Source organism: Pseudomonas sp. GQ91, assembly GCF_059758795.1.
The window spans coordinates 231,520-256,319 of record NZ_JCAXED010000001.1; the positions used below are offsets into that span (position 1 = coordinate 231,520).

Below are 24,800 nucleotides of genomic sequence, written 5' to 3' on the forward strand. Positions count from 1 at the left end.
CCTTGTATCGCTGTGTATCGAGCCTGGGCTGAGATACCTAAAGAGTTATCCGTGCTGTTTTGCGACACATAAGCGATAAATCCAGCATTTTAAATAGGCTCCATCGAGGCCAAGCCCAGCGCCCCGAGCTAATCAACTATTGATTTAAGGAGCCGTCATGAACCCTAAAGCCATCGTTACCGCCTGCCTGTTTGCAGCCCTGAACATCTGCACGCTGTCTGCGCACGCAGAGAGCAACATCACGCCGCAAACCTACACCTACGGCACTCACCTGGACATTCACAAAGTGCTATCGCTGACCGAAGACAGCGCACCGCAGTGCGGCACCGTCAATGCCCAGATGACCTACCTCGACTCGCACAACAAAACCCATGTTCTGGACTACCTCAAGGTTGCCGATAACTGCAGTTCGGAAAGCTGAGTGGTGCGACCCTTCATTTAAGTTGAAACAGGACAAACGCATGAACAAGTTAAGCCGTTGTTTATCCGTCATTGCCTTTGCCGTGGCAGGTGTTGCGAGCCATGCCAACGCCGCTGTCGAGCAAAATGTGTGCGGCAGCGCCAGCTGCTTTCAATTGACGCCTGTCATCAAGCAATCAACTTCAAGGTGACCCCATGATCCTTATCGCTTTCCTGGGCGGCATATTGACCGTCCTGAGTCCGTGCATCCTGCCTGTCGTACCCTTCCTGTTTGCCGGGGCCGACCGCACGCGTGCTTCAATCCTGTTAAGCCTCGCTGGCATGGCGCTTACATTTGCCCTGATCTCCAGCCTGGCCGTGGTCAGCAGTGCCTGGGTAATTCAGGCCAGCAATAGCGGACGCTATGTCGCACTTGGAGTGATGGCGCTGTTCGCCATTTCGCTGATTTCCTCGCGGATCGGTGAGTGGCTGACGCGACCATTCGTACGATTGGGTAACCGTCTCGACCCGGCGACTCGGCAAATATCCGGCCCGCTGCCGTCAATCATGCTCGGCGTCGCCACGGGCCTGCTTTGGGCACCCTGCGCCGGGCCGATACTCGGGGTGATACTCAGCAGCGCCATGCTGCAAGGTGCCAACGCAAACACCAGCTTGTTGCTGCTGGCTTATGGTGTGGGCAGCGCCTTTTCTCTCGGTATCTTGATTTTCGCCGGGCGTAGCTTGATCAATCGCCTCAAACCCTCGATTCCGGTTACCGCCTGGTTGCGCAGAGGCGTCGGCGTCGTGGTACTGGCCAGCGCCGCGGCGATCGCTACGGGAGCCGATGACAGCCTGTTGGCGGGAACCTCTTCAGCAGGAATAGGAAAAGTCGAAACCAGTGTGCTGCAGAAAGTGCCAAGGATTGTCGATTACCTGGTGAGCAAAGTCAGGGCAGATGGTCTCAGTGATCAATCCAAGCGTGCCATGCCATCACTGGATGGCGCGGTGCAATGGCTCAATTCACCGCCACTGAGCAAGGATCAATTAAAAGGCAAAGTGGTGCTGGTGGACTTCTGGACTTTTGACTGCATCAACTGCCGTCACACCTTGCCCTATGTGAAGGACTGGGCACAGAAATACAGCAAGGACGGGCTGCTGGTCATTGGCGTGCACACCCCGGAATACGGCTTCGAGCGCATCATTGATAACGTCAAGGCCAAAGTCAAAGAGTACGGCATTACCTACCCGGTCGCCATCGACAACAACTATGCCATTTGGCGCAACTTTGATAACCAGTACTGGCCGGCGCATTACCTCATCGATGCCAAAGGTCAGGTGCGTTACAGCCATTTCGGTGAAGGCGGCTATGAGGCCCAGGAAAAAATAATCCAGCAATTGCTCAAGGAGGCTAAGGCAACACCTGCGGCCTGATTCTGAAAAAGTCCTGCTAACCCATCAGGATGCAAACCAAAGCTGCCACATTGAGCGCTTGCTTTGCGCCCAATGTTGCAGTCCCCGGTTAGCACAACAACGCCCGGCTAAGCCGGTAATAAGGTTTTTGTAGGAGCGAGCTTGCTCGCGAAAAACTCATAAGCGCCGCGTTTACTCAGGAAACACGCGTTATCGTTGACGTTTTTCGCGAGCAAGCTCGCTCCTACAGTAACGGTTAGCTCGTATTGCGCGCGCCAATACCCGACGCCCGCGCTTGGCGAACCTCAGGATTCAAGCCAGATAGCCGCCATCGACAGTCAGGCTCGCACCGGTCACAAACGATGCGTCATCACTGGCAAGATAAATCGCCATGCCCGCAATCTCATCTGGTGTGCCGAGGCGCCCCAATGGTACTAGGCCAACAGCCTTGTCCAGATGTGGCGCATCAGGCGGGTTCATATCGGTGGCCGTTGGACCCGGTTGAATATTGTTGACGGTGATGCCGCGAGGCGCGAAATCCAGAGCAAGCCCACGAACCAGACCAATCAGAGCAGCCTTGCTCATTGAATATGCGCTCGAGCCGGGGAAGCCGGAGCGCTCGCCCGCGACACTGCCGATCATGATGATCCGATCACCACGATTCATCACCTTCGAGCCCACCTGGGCGACGATATAAGCGGCCCGCACATTGATCGCGTACATGTCGTCAAACTGCTCGACACTGAAGTCGTCGACCGATCCAAGCCCGAGAATACCGGCATTGTTAACCAGGATATTCAAGCCACCAAACTGCTCTATGGTGACGGCAACGGCGCGTTCTATATCGGCAGCAAAGCGGCTATCCGCCTTGATCGCCAGTGCCCTGCCACCCTCTGACTGAATGCTGCTGGCAAGCGCCTCGGCTTTTGCGTCGGAGGCAGAATAGGTAAAGGCTACGGCTGCGTCTTCCTTGGCCAGGCGGCGGACAATGGCGGCGCCAATGCCACGAGAGCCGCCGGTGACCAAGGCAACTTTACCGGTAAACCGTTGTTCAGGAATGGACATAACTTAAATCCTCAGTTGATTTGCGTCTTGACTAAGCCCGTTACCCAGGCAGTGAAAATCACTTGGCTTGAGCGGCCGTTTCAATCAGACGAGCGACCGGGCCCGGGTTGGAAACCATCACCACATGGGAGGCACCCTTGACCACGATTTCAGCTTTGGCCTTGGCGCGCTTGGCCATAAAATCCATGGTTTGCGCAGGGATGTTCTTGTCCTTGTCACCGTAAATAAACCAAGACGGAATATGCTTCCAGGCAGCTTCAGCAGTCTCTTCGTTAAGCGCCGCATCAGTGACGGGCCGTTGCTCCGCTGCCATCAATGCGACCTGCGCGGCGGGCACATCAGCGGCGAACTGATCACGAAACTTGGCCTGCTTGATGTACAAATCCTTACCGCCATTTGCCAGCGCAACAGGTTCCGCCAGTGTTGGCCCAAGCGTGCTGCCCGGAAACTTACCGGCCAGCTCAGCTGCGCTCTCACCTTTGTCTGGAGCAAATGCACTGACATAAACCAGCGCCTTTACATTCGCGTGGTCGTTGGCCGCTTCAGTGATGACGTTGCCACCATAGGAATGCCCCACCAAAACCACCGGCGACTTGATGCTCGTCAGTAGCGCCGAGACCGACGCACCGTCACTTTTCACACTGCGCAAAGGGTTAGCCGCGGCAATGACCGGGTAACCGTCTTTCTCGAGAATTTTCACCACGCCGTTCCAACTGGATGAATCGGCGAATGCGCCATGTACCAGCACCACAGTTGGCTTGCCGGTTTGAGCAAATGCACTGGCCGACAACACCAAGCTGGCAGCAAGGGCCAGCGCAACAGATGATTTTTTCATTTGAAGTTCCTTTCGAGAGTGGAATTAGGGAGCGAAACGGGTGAACACAAAATCGTGATCGCGTACCAATGCCTGATGGCAGGCAAAGCAAGTCTTGTGCTGCGCCTCGTCAGTTGGCTGACCGTTTATAAACCGACCAAAGCCCCATCCTCCGCTGGACGCATACTTCTTTGCGTCCTTGACCATCACTTGAACGGTGGTGGCAGCACCGGGAATCGAGGCGGGTTCGAACTCGGGGGACTGGACGTGTTTCCAGGCCAACTTGACCAACACAGTGCCGTCGGGAAACGGCAGCTTGTTGGCCTCATAAGCCTTGATTGCCGGCTCATTGCCGAGCACCGCACGCAGCTCATTAAGGGGTGCGGCTTCCTGGGCAGGTGCAATCAGGGGCCATTTGCGGTAGCCCTCAGGGAGCGTCACACCGTAAATGGGTGATGCCTGACTATTCGCCGGCTGCCCCTCTGCAAACCCGGTCAGGCTAAGTGCGGCGGTTGTTGCTCCAAAGAGCAAAATTGCCAGATGCTTAAGCGTCATGTTTACCTCCTGTGCGCAATTCGCCTGATCAAAGATGATCAGCGTCTATCACCGCTTGAGCGAAGGCTTGCGGTGCTTCTTGCGGCAGATTGTGGCCGACACCCCCTCCAATCAGGCGGTATTCATATTTGCCTGTGTAGCGCTTGGCATAGGCTTCGGCGGGTGGATGTGGCGCGCCATTGGCGTCACCCTCCATGGTGATGGTCGGCACCGATATCGAAGGAAAAGTCGCCAGCTTCTTCTCGAGGGGGTCATACTTGGCTTCGCCCTCGATCAACCCTTGGCGCCAGCGGTAGTTGAAAATCGTGATGGCCACATGGTCTGGATTCTCCAGAGCCGCAGCACTGCGATCAAAGGTGGCATCGTCGAACGCCCATTTGGGCGAGGCTAATTTCCAGATCAGCTTGGCGAAGTCATGGGTGTTTTTTTCATAGCCGGCACGGCCACGCTCAGTCGCAAAATAGAACTGATACCACCACTGCAATTCGGCAGCAGGCGGTAACGGCGCTTTACCTGCTTCTTGACTGCCAATGAGATAACCACTCACAGCAACCAGCGCCTTGACCCGCTCAGGCCACAGTGCAGCGACAATATCAGCGGTGCGTGCGCCCCAGTCATAGCCACCAAGCACGGCGCGTTTAACCTTCAGCGCATTCATGAAATCAATTACATCAGTGGCAAGCGCAGCAGGTTGACCATTGCGCAGAGTCTTGTCGGACAGGAAGCGGGTCTTGCCATAACCACGAGCCTCAGGGATCAACACCCGGTAGCCCTTCTCTGCCAGTGCTGGAGCCACATCGGCATAGCTATGAATATCGTATGGCCAGCCGTGCAGCAATATCACCACAGGGCCGTCGGCTGGACCGAGTTCGGCATAGGAAACGTCCAGCAGACCGGCCTTGATATGCTTGAGTTCACCCAGGGACGTGTGGCTGCCCGCCGTGATCGGGCCGACAGTGGTCGCGGGCGTTGCGGCGAGCGCCTGGCTCGCGCCAAGGGTCAAAGCACCGAACTGCAACAGGGCCAGAGCCAGCAGCGACGGTGCGCGTAAGCGACGATGAGGTTTGGCTTGCTGACTGAGCAACGTCATCTTCATGGCGATTCTCCAATGTGTAGGTTGAGTTGTGGTTATTACCGGTCGTCGCGGACGCTCTATTGGCTGGTCTTGTGGCTGGCGGTATTTGCAGCCGCGCGCAACGGTCGGAACGCATTACGAAGCTCTTCAGAGAACAACTGCGGCTGCTCCCAGGCGGCAAAGTGGCCACCTTTGCTGACTTCACTGAAATAGGTAAGCGTCGGATAGGCACGTTGCGCCCAGCTTTTTGGTGCGCGGTAAATTTCGTGTGGAAACACCGTGATTGCCACCGGGACCTTGATCTCTGAGGTCCGTTGCGCGGCTGCGCTGAAGTTGTTGTTGTTATTTTCCCAATAGAAGCGCGAAGAGGACGCCCCCGAATTGGTTAGCCAGTAGAGGCTGATGTCGTCGAGCATTTCATCGCGAGTCAATACGCGCTCTGGCTTGCCGTCGCTGTCTGTCCAGGCGGCGAACTTCTCGTACATCCAAGCAGCGGTTCCAGCGGGTGAGTCGGCCAGTAGATAGCCAATCGTTTGAGGCCGAGTCACCATCATTGCGCCGTATGCTGCATTGCGCGCAAAGAAGGTGCTCAGTGCGTCATATGCAGCATGTTCCGATGCTGTAAGCCCGGCAGGCGCGGGTTTTGCGCTATTGATCGACGCCACCAACTCCGGCGGCACACTGGCTGGCATGTTCAGATGGATGCCCAGCAAGCCTGGAGGTGCCAGACGACCAAGGGCATCGGAAATCACCGAGCCATGATCCCCGCCCTGTGACACGTAATGGTCGTAGCCCAGGCGTTTCATCAAGACATCCCAGGCCTTGGCAACACGCTCAGGGCCCCAGCCCAGCGCTGTCGGTTTACCAGAGAAGCCGTGGCCGGGAATCGATGGAATCACCAGGTCAAAGGAATCTTCGGCACGGCCGCCGAATGCTATGGGGTTGGTAAGCGGGCCAATCGTCTTGAGAAACTCAAACTGCGACCCTGGCCAGCCGTGAGTGAGGATCAAGGGCATGGCATTGGGGTTGGGAGAGCGAACATGGATGAACTGGATGTCGACACCGTCGATGGTGGTGACAAATTCCGGCAGCGCATTTAGCTTTGCCTCTGCCTTACGCCAGTCATAATCCTTGCCCCAATACTCGACCAATGCCTGAATCGACTTCAATTGCACCCCTTGTGAAGGGTCACTGACGGTTTCCTTGTCTGGCCAGCGAGTCGCCGCCAGTCGCTGGCGCAGATCAATCAGTTGTGCTTCATCAACATGCACTTGATACGGACGTATTGCCTGCGAGCTGGTGTCTTGGGCTCGAACCGCCTGGCCATCAGCGACACTGGTTGCCGCCCATGCTCCACTGCTGCCTCCCAGCAATACACAACTGACTGCACTAATCTTGGCTGTTGAAGCCAGCCAGCGTTGCCACGTCGTGGCGGACAAAACTGCAAGCATGGTGTATCTCCTTGATAAAGATGGCTGGCATGCGCGACGGTTGTTATCGAGCGGGCCACTGACGGTCACGGTGAATACTCGGGTACAGCTATCTGGCGACACCCATGATCAAGCCATGTGACGTTTGCACCGGCGATTACACGATGGTGTCGGTCAATACCCAGGTATTACTGGCAAGAGAAAACTGCTGTTTACGCACCCTGCAGAACACACAGGGCTGCAGTGATACTGCTCAAGGCTTGTATCTGCCATGTGTCGCCGACAAGGTTGATTGAATGTTTGTGTAGCCCGAGCGGGGCTGGATACACTGGCTTACAAAGTTCTGAGAACGTGCCAGGTATGAGTCGGGCCTGAGCGCCTTGCCCTGCCCGATCGATGGGACTGTAGTGATCTGACACGTCCTAAAAGGCGCGTGCTCATAGAGAGACGCCGGCCGAAAAACGAGAGCCGACATACCCACTGAACTCGAGCGCATCCTCAAGACTCGGTGACAGAGGGTCAGCGCTTTTCTCCGGCTGACCCACACCGCCACTCAACAGCCGGCGATGATTGAGCACGCTATTCAAGTGAACGTGCTGTTCATTACCTCCTCTAACCCTGACGGGTTGCTTATCGCTACCCGCACCGCGTGCGTCACGTCGCACCTCACTCTCTCTTCACCTTGCGAGAGGTATCCACGCTAAGGGGGTCATCTCGCGGATTAAACTGAGGGTCATATGTTTCAGGAGTTTTTGAATTTTTTCGTCGTTCATGAGTTTTTGGGGATATCGCTAGCCAACTGGATATTCGCGGCTTCAGCGGCAACGCTCAGCTTCATTCTGGCCAGGGCTGCGATTAGTTTCTTTCTGAAGAAGCTTCGAAAAACCTCAGCGTTACCCAAAGCCCCTATCAGTCATATCGCGGTCGAGGTCCTTTCAGGCACCAGCAATACGCTTCTGCTGCTGGCCTCGATACTGATTGGTGTTGGCGTGCTGGACCTGCCCGAACGCTGGTTGGGACGCGTCAGCAGCCTGTGGTTCGTGGTGGCGGCCTTGCAGGTCGGGTTGTGGGCAAACCGGGCTCTGGCACTGGCTCTGTCTCGCTATTTTCGCCGGCACAGCACCCCTGAAACCTACCAGGGAAGCGCCCTGGCAACGCTGAGCCTATGGGGCGCGAAAGTATTCCTGTGGGTCGTAGTGGTGCTGGCCATGCTGTCGAATGTTGGCGTGAACATCACCGCTTTTGTCGCCAGTCTTGGCGTCGGCGGCATCGCGATTGCCCTGGCCGTGCAAAACATTTTGGGCGACGTCTTCGCGTCGCTGTCGATCGCAGTGGACAAACCCTTTGAAGTGGGCGACTTCATTGTGGTCGGCTCACTCTCCGGCACCGTAGAGCATGTCGGCTTGAAAACCACCAGGATACGCAGCCTGGGCGGCGAACAGATCGTCATGGCCAACGCCGACATGATCGGCAGCACCATACAAAACTATAAGCGCCTACAAGAGCGCCGGATCGTGTTCGAGATTCGGTTGACCTACGCGTGTACGCCCCAACAGATAAAGGACGTTGCGCAACGGATTGAGCAGATCATCCGGCAGCAGAAAATGGCCCGGTTTGATCGATGCCATTTCCGCAGTTTTGGTGACAGCGCCCTGGAGTTCGAAACCGTTTATATCGTGCTCGACCCCAGCTACAACATCTATATGGACGTCCAGCAGGAGATCAACCTGCAGATAATCGATGCCTTCAACGAATTGGGCGTCAGCTTTGCGTTCCCCTCGCGCACCGTTTACGTTGCGCCCCGCTCCGTGGCCTCAGCCGAAAATCGTTAACCGGTGATGAAAGGTTGTACGATTCTCCCCTTCAACCAACTCAGTAGACCCTCATGGCCAATCAAGACCTCAGCTTCACCCCGGACCTTGACCCGGATTCCATTTCTTCCGACGTCATCGGCTTCAACGGCATTCTTGTCTCCACGCAGATCCCCACGCGGGCCGATGGCAGCCTGGAACTGGGTGATATCACCCTGCAAAGCGAATGCACCCTGCAGGCCCTCAAAGTTGCCCTTGAACGCGCCGGCAGCTCCCTGGACCGGGTGATGCACCTGACCATTTATCTGACCGACATGGCCGACCGCGCGGCTTTTAACGAAGTCTACAAACGCTTCTTCGCCAAACCCTGGCCCGTACGCGCGGCCGTTGGCGTGGCGGCGCTGGCGGTCGAGGGCATGCGCGTCGAAGTCACGGCGATGGCGGCCAAGGGATGAGCTTGAAGGGATAAGCTCAGCGGTTTTTTCAGGCGGGCTGCGGGTCTTGGACGGCCATTGGGCATCCAGCGGGTGCCGGTCAAGCCATTCACGGCTACAATGCGCGCCTCGACCGTGACAAGCCTGACTAAAAAAACTATGTCCTTGCCCAAGCATCATCTGGAATTGCTCAGCCCTGCCCGCGATGTCGCCATCGCGCGCGAGGCTATTCTTCATGGCGCCGATGCCGTGTACATCGGTGGCCCGAGCTTTGGTGCGCGCCACAACGCCTGCAACGAAGTCAGCGATATCGCACAGTTGGTGGAGTTCGCCCGGCGCTACCACGCCCGGGTCTTCACCACCATCAACACGATCCTGCACGACAACGAGCTGGAGCCGGCCCGCAAGCTGATCCACCAGCTCTACGACGCGGGTGTCGATGCGCTGATCGTCCAGGACCTGGGGGTGATGGAGCTGGACATTCCGCCCATCGAGTTGCACGCCAGTACCCAGACCGACATCCGCACCCTGGCCCGGGCCAAGTTCCTCGACCAGGCCGGGTTCTCCCAACTGGTGCTGGCCCGCGAGCTGAACCTGCAGGAAATCCGCGCGATTGCCGATGAAACCGATGCCGCCATCGAGTTTTTCATCCATGGCGCGCTGTGCGTGGCGTTTTCCGGCCAGTGCAATATCTCCCACGCGCAGAACGGCCGCAGCGCTAACCGTGGCGATTGCTCACAGGCCTGCCGCCTGCCCTACACCCTCAAGGATGACCAGGGTCGTGTAGTCGCGTTCGAAAAACACTTGCTGTCGATGAAAGACAACAACCAGAGCGCCAACCTGCGCGCCCTGGTGGACGCCGGCGTGCGCTCGTTCAAGATCGAGGGCCGCTACAAGGACATGGGCTACGTCAAGAACATCACGGCCTATTACCGTCAGCGCCTGGACGAAATCCTTGAGGATCGCCCAGACCTGGCCCGTGCTTCCAGCGGCCGCACCGCGCATTTTTTCCTGCCGGACCCGGAAAAAACCTTCCACCGAGGCAGTACCGATTACTTTGTCAGTGACCGCAAAATCGACATTGGTGCCTTCGATACGCCGACGTTCACCGGTTTACCGGTCGGCGTGGTGGAAAAAGTCGGCAAGCGTGACATGCAAGTCGTCACTCACGAGCCGCTGTCCAACGGCGATGGCCTGAATGTGCTGGTCAAGCGTGAAGTGGTCGGCTTTCGCGCGAACATCGCCGAAGCCAAGGGTGAGTTCGAAGAGGACGGCGAAAAACGTTACCGCTATCGCGTCGAACCCAATGAGATGCCGGGCGGGTTGTATAACCTCAAGCCGAGCCATCCGCTGAATCGCAACCTGGACCATAACTGGCAGCAAGCGCTGCTCAAGACCTCGGCCGAACGTCGGATCGGCCTGTCCTGGCTCGCCCGTCTGCGGGAGGATGGCCTGGAGTTGAGCGCCACCAGTGAAGAGGGCGTGAGTGTCAGCACCACCCTGCCCGGCCCGTTCGGGATCGCCAACAAACCGCAACAGGCCCTGGAACAATTGCACGATCTGCTTGGCCAACTGGGCACCACCCAGTATCACGCCACCGCGATCGAACTGGATGCGCCGCAGGCCTATTTCATCCCCAATTCGCAGCTCAAGGCGTTGCGCCGCGACGTGATCGAAGCGCTGAGCGTCGCGCGTGTCAAGGCGCATCCTCGTGGCGGGCGCAAGGCTGAAACCACGCCGCCGCCGGTCTATCCGGAGTCACACCTGTCGTTCCTGGCCAACGTTTACAACCAGAAGGCCCGCGACTTTTATCACCGCCATGGGGTCAAGCTGATCGATGCGGCCTACGAGGCCCACGAGGAAACCGGCGAAGTACCGGTGATGATCACCAAGCACTGCCTGCGTTTCTCCTTCAACCTGTGCCCGAAACAGGCGAAAGGCGTCACTGGCGTACGTACCAAGGTCGCACCGATGCAGTTGATTCAGGGTGACGAAGTCCTCACCCTCAAGTTCGACTGCAAACCCTGCGAGATGCACGTGATTGGCAAGATCAAGGGCCACATCCTCGATCTGCCGCAACCTGGCAGTGGCGTACAGCAAGTGGTGGGTCACATCAGCCCGGCCGACTTGCTCAAGACCATTCCTCGCGGCGCCCACTAGCCGTGAGTCTGCCGTAGATACCGTCTTGAACTTGGTGGCCGGGCAAGCTCGACAGCTGCGGGGTAATTTAGGGCTCGAGATTTGCGCTTGCTCGGCAAAAGTCAAGGCGGTATCTACCTAGTACTTGGGCCGGACGGTATCCGAAGTTATACGCCTTGAGTCCGGCCATCGGGTTTGAGGCGCCACCACCATCCGCGCTGCAACCCCGCCGCTGCCAGTAGAATCGCCGCCACACCCAGCCATTGTGCCCAGCCCAAACGATGCCCGTAGGCAATCCAGTCGACCAGAATGGCCGCGATCGGATAAATGAAAGACAGCGCGCCGGTCATGGCGGTGGGTAATTTTTGTATCGCACCGTAGAGCAACACATACATCAATCCGGTATGTACCACCCCCAAGGTCAACAAGGCTGCCCAGGCCTCGAAGGGCGCAGACAAACTCTGCGACGAGACCAGTGGTGCCAGCAGCACGGCGCCGGTAGTCACCTGGATCAACGCCATCAGGTGCGGTGGCACCGCTTTCAAGCGTTTGATAATCAGCGCAGCGATCGCATACAAAAAGGCCGCGCCCATCGCCAGCGCGACCCCGAGCAGGTATTGCTCGCCGCCGGTTGCCTGGTTACCGTGGGCCGTAACGATCGCCAGCATCCCCAGAAAAGCCACGCTCAGCCAGGCGAGCTTCTGCACGGTGATCTTTTCACCGAGAAACAGCGCCGCGAGCATCACCAGCATGAACGGCTGGACGTTATAGACCGCGGTGCTGATAGCAATGGACGCCTTGGCATAGGAGGCGAACAGCAGCAGCCAATTGCCCACGATGGCCACGCCACTGAGCATCGCCCAGCCGAGTGTCGAATAACTCAACAAGTCGACCCGCAAATACCCCAGCAACCCGCACACCAGTAACAGCGCCAAGGCACCGATAACGCAGCGCCAGAACACCACCTCGATTACCGGCACGCCTGATACCAGTACAAACCAGCCGATCGTGCCTGAGATCAGCATGGCGGCAATCATTTCCCAGGTTCCGCGACGCATGGATGTGTCCATAGTTTGTGCTCCTCGAATGAAGCTAAATTATGGCAATCTGCGTCACACAGGCTCCAGCGCCTAAAAAAGGCAAAGGTCGTTCATGACCTTTTCTTGTTAGGCAAAAAGGCGAATTCACTTCAGGAGACAGGCATGATTGATCTTATCGACCAGCAACTGATTGCGGCCTTGATGGAAGATTCGCGACGTTCGCTGAAAACCCTGGCGGGCATCACCGGGCTGTCCTCGCCCAGCGTGAGCGAACGACTACGACGCCTGGAAGAACGCGGGGTGTTGAAAGGCTACACGGTCAATATCGACCCGAAACACTTTGGCTATCTGCTGCAAGCCATTGTTCGGATCCGCCCTCTCCCCGGCCAATTGCAGGAAGTGGAGCGTCAGATCCAGGCGATCCCGGAGTTCACCGAGTGCGACAAGGTCACCGGCGACGACTGTTTTATCGCACGGCTGCATGTGCGCACCATGGATCAACTGGATACGCTGCTCGACCGGCTCAATGGCTACGCCGAAACCAACACCGCGATCGTCAAGAAAACTCCGGTCAAGCGCCGGTTGCCGCCGTTGGCCGAATAACCTGCAATCGAAGGCTCAAGGCTCGGGATCCTCCGGCGCGGTAAGCGGTACCTCGGCGTCGTCCATCAACGAACCCGGATCTTCGTTGCCGGGGTCATTGATGGGTTCCTCTTCTGGCGGAGTGTGCATGCTCGCCTCCTCTAGCCGCCCTGGGTATCGATGTCGGCATCTGTTTCGGGCTTGGGTTCGGGTTCCGGCTTGAAGTCAGGGCTGAACTCATTCTCCTTGTCGACCGGGTCCGCGGGCGGTTTGCGGTCCTTGGGGGCGGTCGCGCCGGTGTCGGCCGCTGGGACATCCTCACGACCACCGTCAATGGCCGGATCGTTCCTGTCGCTGACTTGTGGGTCTGGGTCGTCGGTCGCGTTCATCTCTACCTCTTTACCGGTTCATCAATACGTCTATGCGTAAGGTTAAGGTCTTGTCGGCCTGGATGAAGTTCCGTCAAATCGTCCGCGGCTGATCAGTGGTCACGCACCGGGGTTGTCCACCTGGATATAAAACGAAAACGCCCCCAGCACGATCCAGAACACCATGAACAACCAAGGCGTGCGCACTGAAAACAGCAGCGACTTGCGATAACCCTTGTGGGTCGATTCCATTTCGCTGAACAACGGTGATTCATCGTAGGCCAGGCCCATCATCGGCTCGCTGCGCAGCAACTCGCTTTGTTTGAAGTGCCAGTGATCAATGATGTCGTAGGCCGCCCGGATACCCGGCCAGGCGTTGAGCGAACTGAGCACCCCGAGCAGCGCCAGGAACAGCGGCACCACCAATGTGAAGAGTTTGCTCCACTCCGGATTGAGATTGCCCATGCCGGAGACAAAAGCAATCACCAGAAACGATTGCGCCGTGAGATAGGCGTCGGTGCGGTTGGCCAGAATACTGGTTTCGTATTGGATTTCCCGACGATAGAAGTCCAGTCGGTCCTTGGGCGAACCAAATATCCTGGCGTTGTATTCGTCGTGGTCGCTCAGCGCCGATTCCGGGTTTTGCGGGTGAATGATCCTAGGCACAAACGGTGATCCTCGCAGTACTTGTTTGTCTTAGAAGAGCCGGCGCAGCCCTTAGTTCAAGTGGATCATGCGCACCGTCCTGGAGCATTCATTGCGACTCCCGCGCACCGGCGTTGAGCATGCCGGGCGAATCAGGCGGCGGCCGAGGGGATTTAGGCGGCAAAACGCGGTTTAGGCACAGGCATTGCTTTAATCCTGCAAGGCCCAGCCTGCCACAGATGAATACAGGAGCAATTGTTACCCCCTGACTCAGAGCCGACTCCAAAAGAAAGTAAGGACCAGGCCTGGTGGCGCCAAACGCCACGGGCTCATAAAAAATGCGTTTTCTAAAGCGGCAGTGCCACCCCCAGGTTTTCGCCTGGCACTGACAAGGTAATTGGAATGGCTCGATCTTTCTTTGATGAAATGAATGACGCACATGGCGTCTGCCGTGCGCACTATCAGGATTTCTCCCGCTGGCTGGCCAATACCCCGCCAGAGCTGCTGGCACAGCGCCGCCGCGAAGCCGATCTACTGTTTCACCGCGCGGGAATCACCTTCACCCTGTACGGTGACGAACAAGACACCGAGCGCCTGATCCCGTTTGACATCATCCCGCGCAGCATCCCCGCCAGTGAGTGGAGCGTCATCGAGCGGGGTTGCATCCAGCGGGTCAACGCACTGAACATGTTTCTGGCCGACATTTACCACGACCAACGCATTATCAAGGCCGGGATCGTTCCCGCCGATCAGGTCCTGGGCAATGAGGGCTATCAGAAATCCATGATTGGGCTGGACCTGCACCGCGATATTTATTCCCACATCTCCGGCGTCGATCTCGTACGGGATGGCGATGGCACTTACTACGTTCTGGAAGACAACCTGCGCACGCCCAGCGGCGTCAGCTATATGCTCGAAGACCGCAAGATGATGATGCGCCTGTTCCCCGAGGTGTTTGCCAAACAGCGCATCGCCCCGGTGGACCACTACCCCAATCTCCTGCTCAAGACCCTGAAAAGCGCCAGCCGCCTGGATAACCCCAATGTCGTGGTGCTGACACCGGGGCGCTTTAACAGTGCGTTCTTTGAGCACGCGTTCCTGGCCCGGGAAATGGGCGTGGAACTGGTGGAAGGCGCCGACCTGTTCGTCCAGGACCTCAAGGTATTCATGCGCACCACTGACGGCCCGAAAGCCGTGGACGTGATCTATCGTCGTATCGACGACGCTTTCCTCGATCCCAAGGTGTTCAATCCCGAATCGATGCTCGGCGTTCCTGGCCTGGTGGCGGCCTATTGCGCCGGCAACGTGGTGCTGGCCAATGCCATCGGCACGGGTGTGGCCGACGATAAATCCATCTATCCCTATGTGCCGGAGATGATCCGGTTCTATCTGGATGAAGAACCTGTGCTGCACAACGTGCCTACCTTCCAGTGCCGCAAGCCGGAAGAGCTGTCGCACGTACTGGCGCATCTGCCGGACCTGGTGGTCAAGGAAACCCAAGGCTCCGGCGGCTACGGCATGCTGGTGGGCCCGGCGGCCTCTGCCGCCGAAATCGAAGACTTCCGCCAACGCATCAAGGCGCGTCCCCACGCCTACATCGCTCAGCCGACCTTGAGCCTGTCGACCTGCCCGACCTTTGTCGAAAACGGCATCGCGCCCCGGCACATTGATCTGCGGCCGTTCGTGCTCTCGGGCAAGGAAACCCGCTTGGTCCCCGGCGGACTGACCCGGGTTGCGTTGCGCGAAGGTTCGTTGATCGTCAACTCGTCGCAAGGCGGCGGAACCAAGGACACCTGGGTGGTGGAGGGCTGAGTATGCTGAGTAGAACCGCCGCGGATTTGTATTGGATGTCGCGCTACCTGGAACGCGCGGAAAACCTCGCCCGAATGCTCGAAGTCAGTTATTCGCTGTCACTGATGCCCCAGGCCGGACGCAGTGATGGCCTGGACGAACTGGCGATGTCGCTGCTCAGCAGTGGCACCCTGGACAGCTATCTGGAGCGCCATCAGCAACTGGACGCCGAGCGTATGTTGCACTTCTTCGCGCTCGACGAAGCAAACCCGGCGAGCATCTACAACTGCCTGCGCGCCGCTCGCGGCAATGCCCATGCAGTCCGTGGACGCATCACCGCCGACATGTGGGAAAACCTCAATGCCACCTGGCTGGAGATGCGCAGCATTGCCGCCGGTGGCCTGGCGCGGCATGGCATCAGCCACTTCTGTGACTGGGTCAAGCAGCGTTCACACCTGTTCCGTGGTGCTACCGCGGGCACCATCATGCGCAACGACGCCTATCGTTTCATTCGCCTGGGCACCTTTGTCGAACGGGCTGACAACACCTTGCGCCTGCTGGATGCGCGCTACGAGATGTTCGGCGAAGAATCAGAAGAAGTCAGCGACCTCTCGGCCCGGGGCTACTACCAATGGAGCGCCCTGCTCCGCGCCTTGTCTTCATTTGAAGCCTATACCGAGCTGTATCCCAATGCGCTGAATGCCCGCTCGGTGTCAGAACTGCTGCTGTTGCGCAGCGATGTGCCACGCTCGCTGCACGCCTGTATCGAGGAATTGAGTCATATCCTGGGCGACCTTCCCGGCAGCTACGGGCGTACCGCCCAACGCCTGGCCGCCGAGTTTGAAGCCCGCCTGCGCTATACCGGGATTGACGAGATCCTTGAGGAAGGCCTGCATACCCGGCTGACCGCGTTCATCGACACCGTGCGTGAGCTTGCGCAGGCAATTCACAGCTCTTACCTGGAAGTGGTTTAAGGCGGGGACACAGGGTTGTGGACGGTTTCTACCATGCCCCCCGGTGTTCACCCCGATCATATAACCGTCAGTTTCGATCATTGACCCCGCTTCGGTACTGCTCTTAACGTTGCTCACCCCTCATAAAAATAGGCACAGACCATGTCCGACGCGCCGAAACTCAGCCCTCACGCCGCCCACACCCTGCAACGCTGGCACGCCATGCTGGCCGCCGCCGACTTGAAAGCCCTGCCCGAACTGCTGGCCCCGGATGCCGTCTTCCGTTCGCCCATGGCCCACACGCCTTATCCAGGCGCGCCCGTGGTATCGAGGATCCTCAACACTGTGTTCACGGTGTTTGAAGACTTCAAATATCATCGCGAATTAGCCACGGCGGATGGTCAGAACGTGGTGCTGGAGTTCAGTGCACGGGTGGGCGACAAGCAGCTCAAGGGTATCGACCTGATTCGCTTCAACGAACAAGGGCAAATTATCGAGTTCGAAGTGATGGTCCGCCCAATGAGTGGCTTGCAGGCCCTGGGCGAAGAAATGGGCCGACGCCTGGCCTGATACCGGTCAGTCAAGCCCCCTTGCAGGAGCGAGCTCGCTCCTGCAAGGGCCCGAAATAACTGCCTGGTTGAGATGTGCGCTTTGCTCGGCACGGTTCAGGACGGTGTTCTCATGAGAAAGTCGATCAACAGTGCGTTGACCTGCTGCGCCTGTTCAACCTGAATCCAGTGCCCACAATTCGCCAGCACGTGAGGTTCCAGCCTCGGCACCACCTCGGGCATGCGTTTGAGGGTATGGGCTTCAAACACGCCCACCGGATCCCGGTCACCGATCAGGAACAGCGTCGGTTGCAGGACTTTTCTGCCGACGAGGAACTCGGTGCGCTGCCAGTTGCGCTCAAAATTACGGTACCAGTTCAACGGCCCGCGAAAGCCTTCAGCAAACGTCTGCAGGTAAATCTGCAGATCTTGCTGACTGCACCAATGGGGCAAGGCAGCGGGTTGCGCCACGCCGTCGAACAACCTGGCCGTGGCGGGCTTTTTCTGCAGAAACACATCCTGGTCCTGCATGAACAGCCGCAAAGTGCGCTCGACATCAGCGTCCAGTTCCTCTTCCGCCACACCCGGCTCCTGGAAATACAGGATGTAGTTGAACCGATCCGCATACAGCTCGCGCATGATCTCGATCACCGGCCTGCGTGCGCGACCGGCAAACGGGACTGACATCGTCACCAGCGCCGCGACACGCTCAGGCTCCAGCAATGCCAGGTGCCAGGCCACCACCGCGCCCCAGTCATGGCCGACCATCGACACCTGCCGATGGCCGAAAAAATCCATGCCCGCCTGGATATCCGCGCACAGGGTCAGCAGGTCATAGTCGGCAATCCCGGCCGGTGCGCTGCTGCGCCCGTAACCGCGCATTTGCGGGGCAAATACCCGGTATCCAGCCGCCACCAGCGCCGGTATCTGCTCACGCCAGGAATGCCAGCACTCAGGGAAACCGTGGAGCAGCCAGACAGGCGGACCGCTCTCGGGACCTGTGATATGCAGGCTCAGTTGAATGCCGTTGACCTGGATCGTCTGTTGTTCGGGGGTATACATCACGCGGCTCCTTGAGGCATAGGCATCTACACAACTTATTTCCTTGTGGCGAGCGGGCTTGTCGGAACGCCGCATCGCCCGTGTTGGGCTGCGAAGCAGCCCCAGTTAGCCGAATGCGGTGTATCAGATACTCCGTAGCGGAGGGTTCTGGGGCTGCTTCGCAACCCAACACGGGCGATGCGGCGTTCCGACAAGCCCGTTCGCCACACAACAGCCCTATCTACTGGGATTTAAGTGTTAAGGCAAAATTGTGCAGATGAAGGGACGGGACAGACCTGAGACTGACGCACCCCTGCAGCCTTCGCCAGCATCATTGATGCCGGGAATGGCGCATCTTACGCGTCAGCTCAGCGACCACCAGCGCGGCAACAACTGCCTGACCTTGGGCTCGGCGAAGCGATCATCGATCAGCATCACTGTTCCCTGGTCTTGTTGGGTGCGAATCACCCGGCCCGCCGCCTGTACGACCTTCTGGATCCCGGGATACAGGTAGGTATAGTCATACCCGGCACCAAAAATCGCCGCCATGCGCTGCTTCATCTGCTCGTTGATCGGGTTCAACTGCGCCAGGCCCAGGGTGGCGATGAACGCGCCGATCAGGCGCGCGCCCGGCAAGTCGATGCCTTCACCAAACACTCCGCCCAACACCGCAAAGCCTACGCCCTGGCTGTGCTGGGTGAACTGATCGAGAAAGGCCTGGCGTTCGGCTTCAGCCATCCCGCGCGCTTGATGCCACAGCGCAATGTGGGGATAGCGTTCGGCCAACAGCTGCGCCACTTGTTGCAAGTAATCGAAGCTGCTGAAAAACGCCAGGTAATTGCCCGGCTGACGCTGGAACTGTTCGGCGATCAACTCGACGATGGGCGCCAGGGAAGCCTGGCGATGAACAAAGCGGGTGGAGATCCGCTCGACGATATGCACTTGCAACTGTTGCGCCTGGAACGGCGATTCGACGTCGACCCATGCGGTATTGGCCGGCAGGCCGAGCAAGTCGGTGTAGTAATGCCTAGGGCTCAAGGTCGCGGAAAACAACACGCTGCTGCGAGCCGCCGTCAGCCGTGGGCGAAGAAACTCGGCGGGCACCACATTGCGCAGGCACAGTCGTGACAGCGTGCGTTTGGCCTGCGGCTCGCGCTGGGTGATGTCAAAAATGAACTGCTCGTTGAACAGCTCCGCCACCTTGGAAAACTGCAGCGCATCGAAGTAGAAACGTTGCAGATCGCCGCCCAGCGCCTGTGGATGGTCATTGAAATACTCGCCCATGGCGCGGGTGCATAACGCCAGGGCCTGCAGCAGCTTTTCCGGTTTGGCGGCATACGCCTGATACGGCGCAATCTGTTCCTTGTGCAGCGCATTCCACTCGCGGTTCAGACGCTGCAAGGGCCTTTTCAACGGCTCCGGCGCCGTAGTACGTAATGCCTTGAGGGTGTACTGATCCAGCTCGGCGCTGTACATCGAACGACCACGCTCCACCAGGTTATGCGCTTCATCCACCAGCACCGCGACACGCCACTGGTTGAGCTGGGCCAAGCCAAACAGCATCGCGCCGAAATCAAAATAATAGTTGTAGTCGGCGACCACCATATCGGCCCAGCGCGCCATTTCCTGGCTCAGGTAGTACGGGCACACCTGGTGGTCCAGGGCCACTTCCCGCAGCTGGCGCTGATCCAGCAGGCGCACTTTGGCCGCAGCTTCCCGCGCCGCCGGCAGGCGATCATAGAAGCCTTTGGCCAATGGACAGGAGTCACCGTGACACGCCTTATCGAGATGTTCACAGGCTTTATCCCGGGCCACCAGCTCCAGGACCCGCAGCGGCAAATCCGGACTGCTGTCGTACAGCACTTGCGCGGCATCCAGCGCCAGCTTGCGGCCGGGGGTTTTCGCCGTGAGAAAGAACACCTTGTCCAACTGCTGGGGCGCCAGGGCCTTGAGCAGGGGGAAAATCGTGCCGAGGGTTTTACCGATGCCGGTGGGCGCCTGCGCCATCAGGCAGCGCCCGGTGCTGACCGCCTTGTACACCGACTCGGCAAGGACGCGCTGGCCGGGTCGAAAGTCGTGGTGGGGAAACCCCAGAACCCGGGCCGCGGCATCCCGGGCCTGGCGTCGCTGCATTTGCTGCTCGGCCCAGCCGAGAAACAACGCGCATTGGCGGTTGAAAAACTGTTCCAGCTCAGCCGCCCGGCAGGTCTGGCGGACCAGGGTTTCACGCTCGCTGACGATGTCGAAATACACCAACGCCAGGACAACCTCGGCAAGGCCCAGCTTCTGGCACAGCAACCAGCCATACACCTTGACCTGTGCCCAGTGCAATTGCCGATGATTGGCGGGTTGGGCCTCAAGGTCGCCACGGTAGGTCTTGACCTCCTCCAATTGATTGCGGTCAGGGTCATAACCATCCGCGCGGCCCCTGACAGTCAACTGTTGATAGTTACCCTCCAGCGCCACTTCGTTCTGGTAATGGGCGCTACGCCGGGAGGCCACGGTGCGGTGGCCGACAATCCCCTCCTGGGCGCTGGGAGACGGTGTGAAACGCAAGTCGAGGTCACCGACCTTGGCGGTGAACTCACACAATGCACGTACCGCAACGGTGTAGCTCAAGCCCCCTGCTCCGCCCACCGCACATAACAGACCGTGACCGGCATCTGATGCTCGTCACAGAACTCCAGCCAGCGCAGTTGGTTGTCTTGCAAGCGGTCGCCGGGGCCTTTGACTTCGATCATGCGATAGGTCTTTTGCGCCGGCCAGAACTGGATCAGGTCCGGCATCCCGCTGCGATTGGCGCGAATATCCAGCAACAGGCGGGCGAACCACTGTCGCAAGTGTTCGGCGGGCAGGCAGTCAAGGGCCTGGTCGAGCAGTTCTTCGCTCAGCGCGCCCCAGAACACGAACGGTGACTGGATCCCCCATTTGTCGAAGTAACGCTGGCGAATGGTGCTTTTGTAGCGCTCGTCCTGCAGTTCATCCAGGCAGGCGGCGAACAGTTCGGCACGACGCTGATGAAAGTCTTCGCTGTGCAGGTCCACCGGACCCCGCTGGAACGGATGGAAAAACGCGCCCGGCAACGGCGCGAAAATCGCCGGCCAGCACAACAGCCCGAACAGCGAATTGATCAGGCTGTTCTCGACGTAATGCACCGGCGCCGCTTCATCGTTCAGGTGGGTCTGGACGCAATACTCCACCGCCGCCAGCGGTTGCGGAAAGGGCAGTTCCAGATCCAGGCGCAGAATCTCCCGTGGCGTTGGTTTGGGCAGTGCCGGCTCGCCCAACTTGCGTCGCAGCCGTGGCAGAACCCGCAACAGATGCTGCTGCTCGGCCGCACTGTGGGGGGCGGCGTGTGCCTGCACCGCCAGCGCCATCGCCGCGCCAATGTGTTCCTGGCGCTCCAGTACCCGGATCAATCGCGCCCGCGCACCAGGATGCGCGCAACCCCGATAAATCACCTCGGCCAAGGCCAGCTCGGCGCGCCGCTCGCATTGTTGACCGAGTTGAAACAACAGCTTGGCCCGACGCTTTTCCAGCCACGGGTTGTCGGTGTCCAGGGTGGCGATTTGTTCCAGCACGCTTTCCAGTGCGTCGCCGGCCTCAAGGGCCTGCTGGCATTGGTGAAGGAACAGAAATCCGTAGACATCGTCGCGGCTGCGCAATCCACGGGACTCGGCGCAGAATTCGACTTTTTCGTAGGTATAGATACCCAGGTCCGCCAGCACGAATTCCGACCAGTCCTGGTACAGATTGCCGAAGAACATCAGACGCAGGCGATCGCAGAGGTCCATGACCGTCAGGCTGTAGAGCGGCTCCGCGATCTGCGGACACCATTGCTGGAAGCTCCGGGTTTGCGGGAACCGCGCTGCCAGCATCGGTAGCCAATCGGCCTTCTTGCCCCGGGGCTGCTCGATCCAGGGTGCGAAAGCCGCAAGCACTTCACCTTTGTGCAACAACCCAAACAGCTCGCTAAACGTCAGCAGGCCCCGGCTGTCCACCCAGCCTTGTTCCAGCAAGGGCGCGATCGCCGCGCAGGTCGAGCCGATCTCGACATAATCCAGCTTGTTGGCGCGAAAGTGCCGACCTTTACGCATGACCATACGCACCAGCAAGGCCTGGGAGGCTTGCGGCAAGCGGTCAAATTGCTCAATGAAATGTCGTTCCTCGCGATCCAGCAAATCGGCATAGCGTTGCTCCAGCCAATCGAGCACTTGGCGGAAGTTATGCAGGTAATAGAAAGGATCTTGCAGGGGATTGGACATTGCAGGCACTTGATCGAACACTGTTTATACATACAGATTGCCGTTCATGGCCCGCTGTTGCAATCAGTAATAGATCAGCGGCTCACGCAACTTTTTGCATAAAAGTGATCAGATGCTGGGGAATGGCGTAACATTTACGGTCCGACGCCGCTCAGGCACGGGCTTTTGAAGAGTGAAGGTAAGGGTAAATGAACATGAAGCACTTGGGGCTGCCGCTGGTTGCACTCACTTTTCTGGTGTTGGCCGGTTGCTCGACACCCACCGTCGTGACGTTACAGAACGGCACCCAGTACTTGACCAAGGACACGCCGAACGCCAAGACCCCGGACGGTTTCTACGAATTCACCGATATCGCCGGCAAGCGAGTACGGGTCAAGGCCGCGGATGTCGCGACCGTGATCAAGGAAGAGTAAACCGCTCACCTGACAGCGGGCCGAATCAGCGAAGCTTCTGCACTTCGACAATTCAGCCCGCTGCGTATCACGCGATGATAATGGCGTCTGCCGACAGGCTATCCAGCCCTACCCCCACCAGCGTCACCGAATCGGCGCCAAAGCTCAGCACCGTATCGCTCCCCACCGCCTTGGCATGCTCAAGGTAGTCGTACTGCCCGTTCACCCCGTCTACTCCCATGAACACCAAGGTGTCCGTCGATTGGTAGCCGACGACCCGGTCCTGGCCAAAGTGCCCGTCGAACAGCAAGGTATTGCCACCGCCGCCCACTTGCAGCAAGTCATTGCCGCCACCGCCGACCAACACATCGTTGCCTTTGCCACCGATCAGATGATCGTTGCCCGCCAGGCCAAACAACCATTGACCGCTATCGTTGGCCTTGAGCAGGTTGTCGCTGGCATCGCCCTTGACCGACGAGGCATAGGCGGTGAGGTCGCTGCCCGCCCGCAAGCCTTGATCCGTGACGGTGTGGGTCACATTCTTGGAGAAGAAAAACAGGCTGCTTTCCTTGCTCACCAACGCGCCTATATCGCGGGTCACGCTGATGCCGCCATGGTCGTCACGGATGTACAGAGTGCCTGCACCGTCATTGGCAACCTCGACACGTTTCAACGACTGCTGCATGTCCAGGGTGTTGAAGCCCGCCCCCCCGAGCAGCATGTTGTAGCCGCCGCTGTCACGGAAGGTGTCGTTGCCCGCGCGCCCTTCCAGATAATCGTTGCCCTTGCCGCCCTGGATCAGGTCGCTGGCGTCGCTGCCGATGATGAATGTGCTGCCCTGGTGAGTCTCCGCGTTGCGGTTGAGGTCCTGCACCCAGGTAGTGGCTCGGGCCGGGTCGGACAGGTCGGCAACGATGATGGTCGAGTCACGCGTGGTCAGGTCATAGAACCCGGACTCAAGAATGCGCGTCATGCCATCACCGTAGCCGGTGGGCAAATGCGAGACCCAGGTCGACAGGTTGACGATGGAAAACGGCAGTGCGTTCCACAACGACGAAGCGTAGTGATCGTTGAAACTGACGATGTTATCCGTACTGGACGCATGCCCCTGATCGTGTACGCCAAGGGACGACAGAGTGAAGGATGAGCCGTCAAGGACACGAAACACCGGGTCGTTTTCATAACCGATGTTCAACACCTTGTCGCCGGCACTCTGGGTCGGTGAGGCATAGGCCACGTAGTTGGCATCCTGGTAGAACCCTGACCAGGTGCTGTCGCTCAGGTCCGCCATGCTGTTCACGGCGAGACCACCCAGGCTATGGCCGCTGACCAGTACGTCCTGGCCGCTCAGCCCCTGGGCACTGGCATACTCGGCAACCTTGCCAAGCAAGGTGCCGAAGGCTTCACCCGAGTAGTTCTTTGCATAGTCCTGCGGACCGAAGGCCGCCAACAGGTCGCTGATCGCGTCACCAATGGAGTCCGTGATCAGGGTTTCCCTCGGGCCCGATGTCCCCCGAAACGCAATGCCGATTTCCAGTAGTTTGCCGGCATCGTCGTACTTGCCCAGGACCTCTACCTGAGCGCTGGTATAGCCCGGCTTTTCGCCAAAAAATGTGCCCCGAGCGTCGACCTTCCCCGCGTAGTCAAGGGTGCTGGCGCTGATCGGCGTCCAGCCGGCCTTTTGCACCGCTTCCAGGGCGGCTTTTTCCGAGTCGGGGTTCCAGGGAATTCCCGGGATCACACCTTGCGAGTCAGTGCTGCCAAGCAGCGCCTGTACCAGGGTGGCAGGCAACCCGATGCCCATGCCGTGTTGCTGATAGCCCTCGGCAAAGCCGTTGTCCAGGTTGTGATAGGAGTACAGCGTGATCGCCATGGCATCGGCGAACAGTGCTTTGGAGTCCTCGGTTGCGAGGTTTTTGTAGTCATAGACACCCATGGTATTGCCTCTCTTTTGTTGGAATTGTCGAGAAAGCTAAAACGATTGGAATGCTGAATGTGGGAGCACCGGCTCCCACATTGTCCTTCATGTACTAAAAATCGGGC

Annotated in this window: 23 protein-coding genes; 11 read left to right on the forward strand and 12 right to left on the reverse strand. The window is 58.6% G+C overall.

Translation table 11 applies throughout. From position 1 onward, the window contains the following. Nucleotides 1-157: 157 nt before the first annotated feature. From AC6CIA_RS00915 to AC6CIA_RS00925, 3 genes are read left to right on the forward strand one after another with little or no spacing between them, the layout of a single operon-like run. On the forward strand, nt 158-421 hold the full coding sequence (locus AC6CIA_RS00915; RefSeq protein ID WP_498310205.1) for a DUF2790 domain-containing protein: 264 nt from the start codon (nt 158-160) through the stop codon (nt 419-421). A 40-nt stretch (nt 422-461) separates the two neighbouring features. Next, the gene (locus AC6CIA_RS00920; RefSeq protein ID WP_498310426.1) at nt 462-611 is read left to right on the forward strand and encodes a hypothetical protein; all 150 of its coding nucleotides are present in this window, start codon (nt 462-464) and stop codon (nt 609-611) included. A gap of 4 nt (nt 612-615) precedes the next feature. After that, a complete protein-coding gene (locus AC6CIA_RS00925; protein WP_498310206.1) occupies nt 616-1,830 on the forward strand; it encodes a cytochrome c biogenesis protein DipZ in 1,215 nt (404 codons plus the stop codon). 291 nt (nt 1,831-2,121) lie between these two features. Here the strand turns inward: AC6CIA_RS00925 and AC6CIA_RS00930 are convergent, their stop codons facing one another. From AC6CIA_RS00930 to AC6CIA_RS00950, 5 genes are read right to left on the reverse strand one after another with little or no spacing between them, the layout of a single operon-like run. After that, complete coding sequence (locus tag AC6CIA_RS00930) at nt 2,122-2,874, reverse strand: 3-oxoacyl-ACP reductase family protein (protein WP_498310207.1); 753 nt, start codon at nt 2,872-2,874, stop codon at nt 2,122-2,124. Nucleotides 2,875-2,932: 58 nt separating this feature from the next. Next, on the reverse strand, nt 2,933-3,709 hold the full coding sequence (locus tag AC6CIA_RS00935; RefSeq protein WP_498310208.1) for an alpha/beta fold hydrolase: 777 nt from the start codon (nt 3,707-3,709) through the stop codon (nt 2,933-2,935). A 24-nt stretch (nt 3,710-3,733) separates the two neighbouring features. Further along, nucleotides 3,734-4,243 carry a cytochrome P460 family protein gene (locus tag AC6CIA_RS00940; RefSeq protein WP_498310209.1) on the reverse strand — a complete coding sequence of 170 codons (510 nt, stop codon included), beginning with the start codon at nt 4,241-4,243 and terminating at the stop codon, nt 3,734-3,736. Nucleotides 4,244-4,271: 28 nt separating this feature from the next. After that, entirely contained in the window at nt 4,272-5,339 is a 1,068-nt protein-coding gene (locus tag AC6CIA_RS00945; RefSeq protein ID WP_498310210.1) for an alpha/beta fold hydrolase, read from the reverse strand. Between the two features lie 56 nt (nt 5,340-5,395). Then, nucleotides 5,396-6,769 (reverse strand): epoxide hydrolase family protein, encoded by a 1,374-nt coding sequence (locus tag AC6CIA_RS00950; RefSeq protein WP_498310211.1) that lies wholly within the window; start codon nt 6,767-6,769, stop codon nt 5,396-5,398. A 716-nt stretch (nt 6,770-7,485) separates the two neighbouring features. Here AC6CIA_RS00950 and AC6CIA_RS00955 point away from each other — a divergent pair. The 3 genes from AC6CIA_RS00955 to AC6CIA_RS00965 all read left to right on the forward strand — a co-directional run bounded on the left by AC6CIA_RS00955 (nt 7,486) and on the right by AC6CIA_RS00965 (nt 11,153). After that, entirely contained in the window at nt 7,486-8,580 is a 1,095-nt protein-coding gene (locus tag AC6CIA_RS00955; RefSeq protein ID WP_498310212.1) for a mechanosensitive ion channel family protein, read from the forward strand. A 53-nt stretch (nt 8,581-8,633) separates the two neighbouring features. Continuing rightward, nucleotides 8,634-9,014, forward strand: a complete 381-nt coding sequence (locus tag AC6CIA_RS00960; protein ID WP_084376676.1) for a RidA family protein — start codon at nt 8,634-8,636, stop codon at nt 9,012-9,014. A 138-nt stretch (nt 9,015-9,152) separates the two neighbouring features. Then, nucleotides 9,153-11,153: a peptidase U32 family protein gene (locus tag AC6CIA_RS00965; protein ID WP_498310213.1), complete on the forward strand. Its 2,001-nt coding sequence runs from the start codon at nt 9,153-9,155 to the stop codon at nt 11,151-11,153. A 146-nt stretch (nt 11,154-11,299) separates the two neighbouring features. On the opposite strand, the gene AC6CIA_RS00970 is transcribed toward AC6CIA_RS00965, so the two are convergent. Further along, a complete protein-coding gene (locus tag AC6CIA_RS00970; protein WP_498310214.1) occupies nt 11,300-12,202 on the reverse strand; it encodes a DMT family transporter in 903 nt (300 codons plus the stop codon). Between the two features lie 132 nt (nt 12,203-12,334). Between AC6CIA_RS00970 and AC6CIA_RS00975 the strand changes: the two genes are divergently transcribed. After that, nucleotides 12,335-12,775 (forward strand): Lrp/AsnC family transcriptional regulator, encoded by a 441-nt coding sequence (locus AC6CIA_RS00975; protein WP_084376673.1) that lies wholly within the window; start codon nt 12,335-12,337, stop codon nt 12,773-12,775. A 140-nt stretch (nt 12,776-12,915) separates the two neighbouring features. Here the strand turns inward: AC6CIA_RS00975 and AC6CIA_RS00980 are convergent, their stop codons facing one another. Together AC6CIA_RS00980 and AC6CIA_RS00985 are read right to left on the reverse strand one after the other, a co-directional pair. Beyond that, nucleotides 12,916-13,143 (reverse strand): hypothetical protein, encoded by a 228-nt coding sequence (locus tag AC6CIA_RS00980; protein WP_498310215.1) that lies wholly within the window; start codon nt 13,141-13,143, stop codon nt 12,916-12,918. A gap of 99 nt (nt 13,144-13,242) precedes the next feature. Continuing rightward, nucleotides 13,243-13,788 carry a hypothetical protein gene (locus AC6CIA_RS00985; RefSeq protein ID WP_498310216.1) on the reverse strand — a complete coding sequence of 182 codons (546 nt, stop codon included), beginning with the start codon at nt 13,786-13,788 and terminating at the stop codon, nt 13,243-13,245. A gap of 381 nt (nt 13,789-14,169) precedes the next feature. On the opposite strand from AC6CIA_RS00985, the gene AC6CIA_RS00990 reads away from it, so the two are divergent. The 3 genes from AC6CIA_RS00990 to AC6CIA_RS01000 all read left to right on the forward strand — a co-directional run bounded on the left by AC6CIA_RS00990 (nt 14,170) and on the right by AC6CIA_RS01000 (nt 17,081). Continuing rightward, nucleotides 14,170-15,579: a circularly permuted type 2 ATP-grasp protein gene (locus tag AC6CIA_RS00990; RefSeq protein ID WP_498310217.1), complete on the forward strand. Its 1,410-nt coding sequence runs from the start codon at nt 14,170-14,172 to the stop codon at nt 15,577-15,579. Nucleotides 15,580-15,581: 2 nt separating this feature from the next. Continuing rightward, a complete protein-coding gene (locus AC6CIA_RS00995; protein WP_498310218.1) occupies nt 15,582-16,532 on the forward strand; it encodes an alpha-E domain-containing protein in 951 nt (316 codons plus the stop codon). Between the two features lie 141 nt (nt 16,533-16,673). Next, nucleotides 16,674-17,081, forward strand: coding sequence for a nuclear transport factor 2 family protein (locus AC6CIA_RS01000; protein WP_339532175.1), 408 nt, complete (start codon nt 16,674-16,676; stop codon nt 17,079-17,081). A gap of 95 nt (nt 17,082-17,176) precedes the next feature. Here AC6CIA_RS01000 and AC6CIA_RS01005 read toward each other — a convergent pair whose 3' ends face one another. From AC6CIA_RS01005 to AC6CIA_RS01015, 3 genes are all read right to left on the reverse strand, one after another. Continuing rightward, a complete protein-coding gene (locus tag AC6CIA_RS01005; protein WP_498310219.1) occupies nt 17,177-18,121 on the reverse strand; it encodes an alpha/beta fold hydrolase in 945 nt (314 codons plus the stop codon). Nucleotides 18,122-18,463: 342 nt separating this feature from the next. Continuing rightward, entirely contained in the window at nt 18,464-20,719 is a 2,256-nt protein-coding gene (locus AC6CIA_RS01010) for an ATP-dependent DNA helicase (RefSeq protein ID WP_498310220.1), read from the reverse strand. After that, on the reverse strand, nt 20,716-22,365 hold the full coding sequence (locus tag AC6CIA_RS01015; RefSeq protein WP_498310221.1) for a VRR-NUC domain-containing protein: 1,650 nt from the start codon (nt 22,363-22,365) through the stop codon (nt 20,716-20,718). The genes AC6CIA_RS01010 and AC6CIA_RS01015 overlap by 4 nt, the downstream gene beginning before the upstream one ends. A 188-nt stretch (nt 22,366-22,553) precedes the next feature. Between AC6CIA_RS01015 and AC6CIA_RS01020 the strand changes: the two genes are divergently transcribed. After that, nucleotides 22,554-22,778, forward strand: coding sequence for a YgdI/YgdR family lipoprotein (locus tag AC6CIA_RS01020; RefSeq protein WP_498310222.1), 225 nt, complete (start codon nt 22,554-22,556; stop codon nt 22,776-22,778). A gap of 67 nt (nt 22,779-22,845) precedes the next feature. Here the strand turns inward: AC6CIA_RS01020 and AC6CIA_RS01025 are convergent, their stop codons facing one another. Further along, nucleotides 22,846-24,693: a polyurethane esterase gene (locus tag AC6CIA_RS01025; protein WP_498310223.1), complete on the reverse strand. Its 1,848-nt coding sequence runs from the start codon at nt 24,691-24,693 to the stop codon at nt 22,846-22,848. Nucleotides 24,694-24,800: the final 107 nt, after the last annotated feature.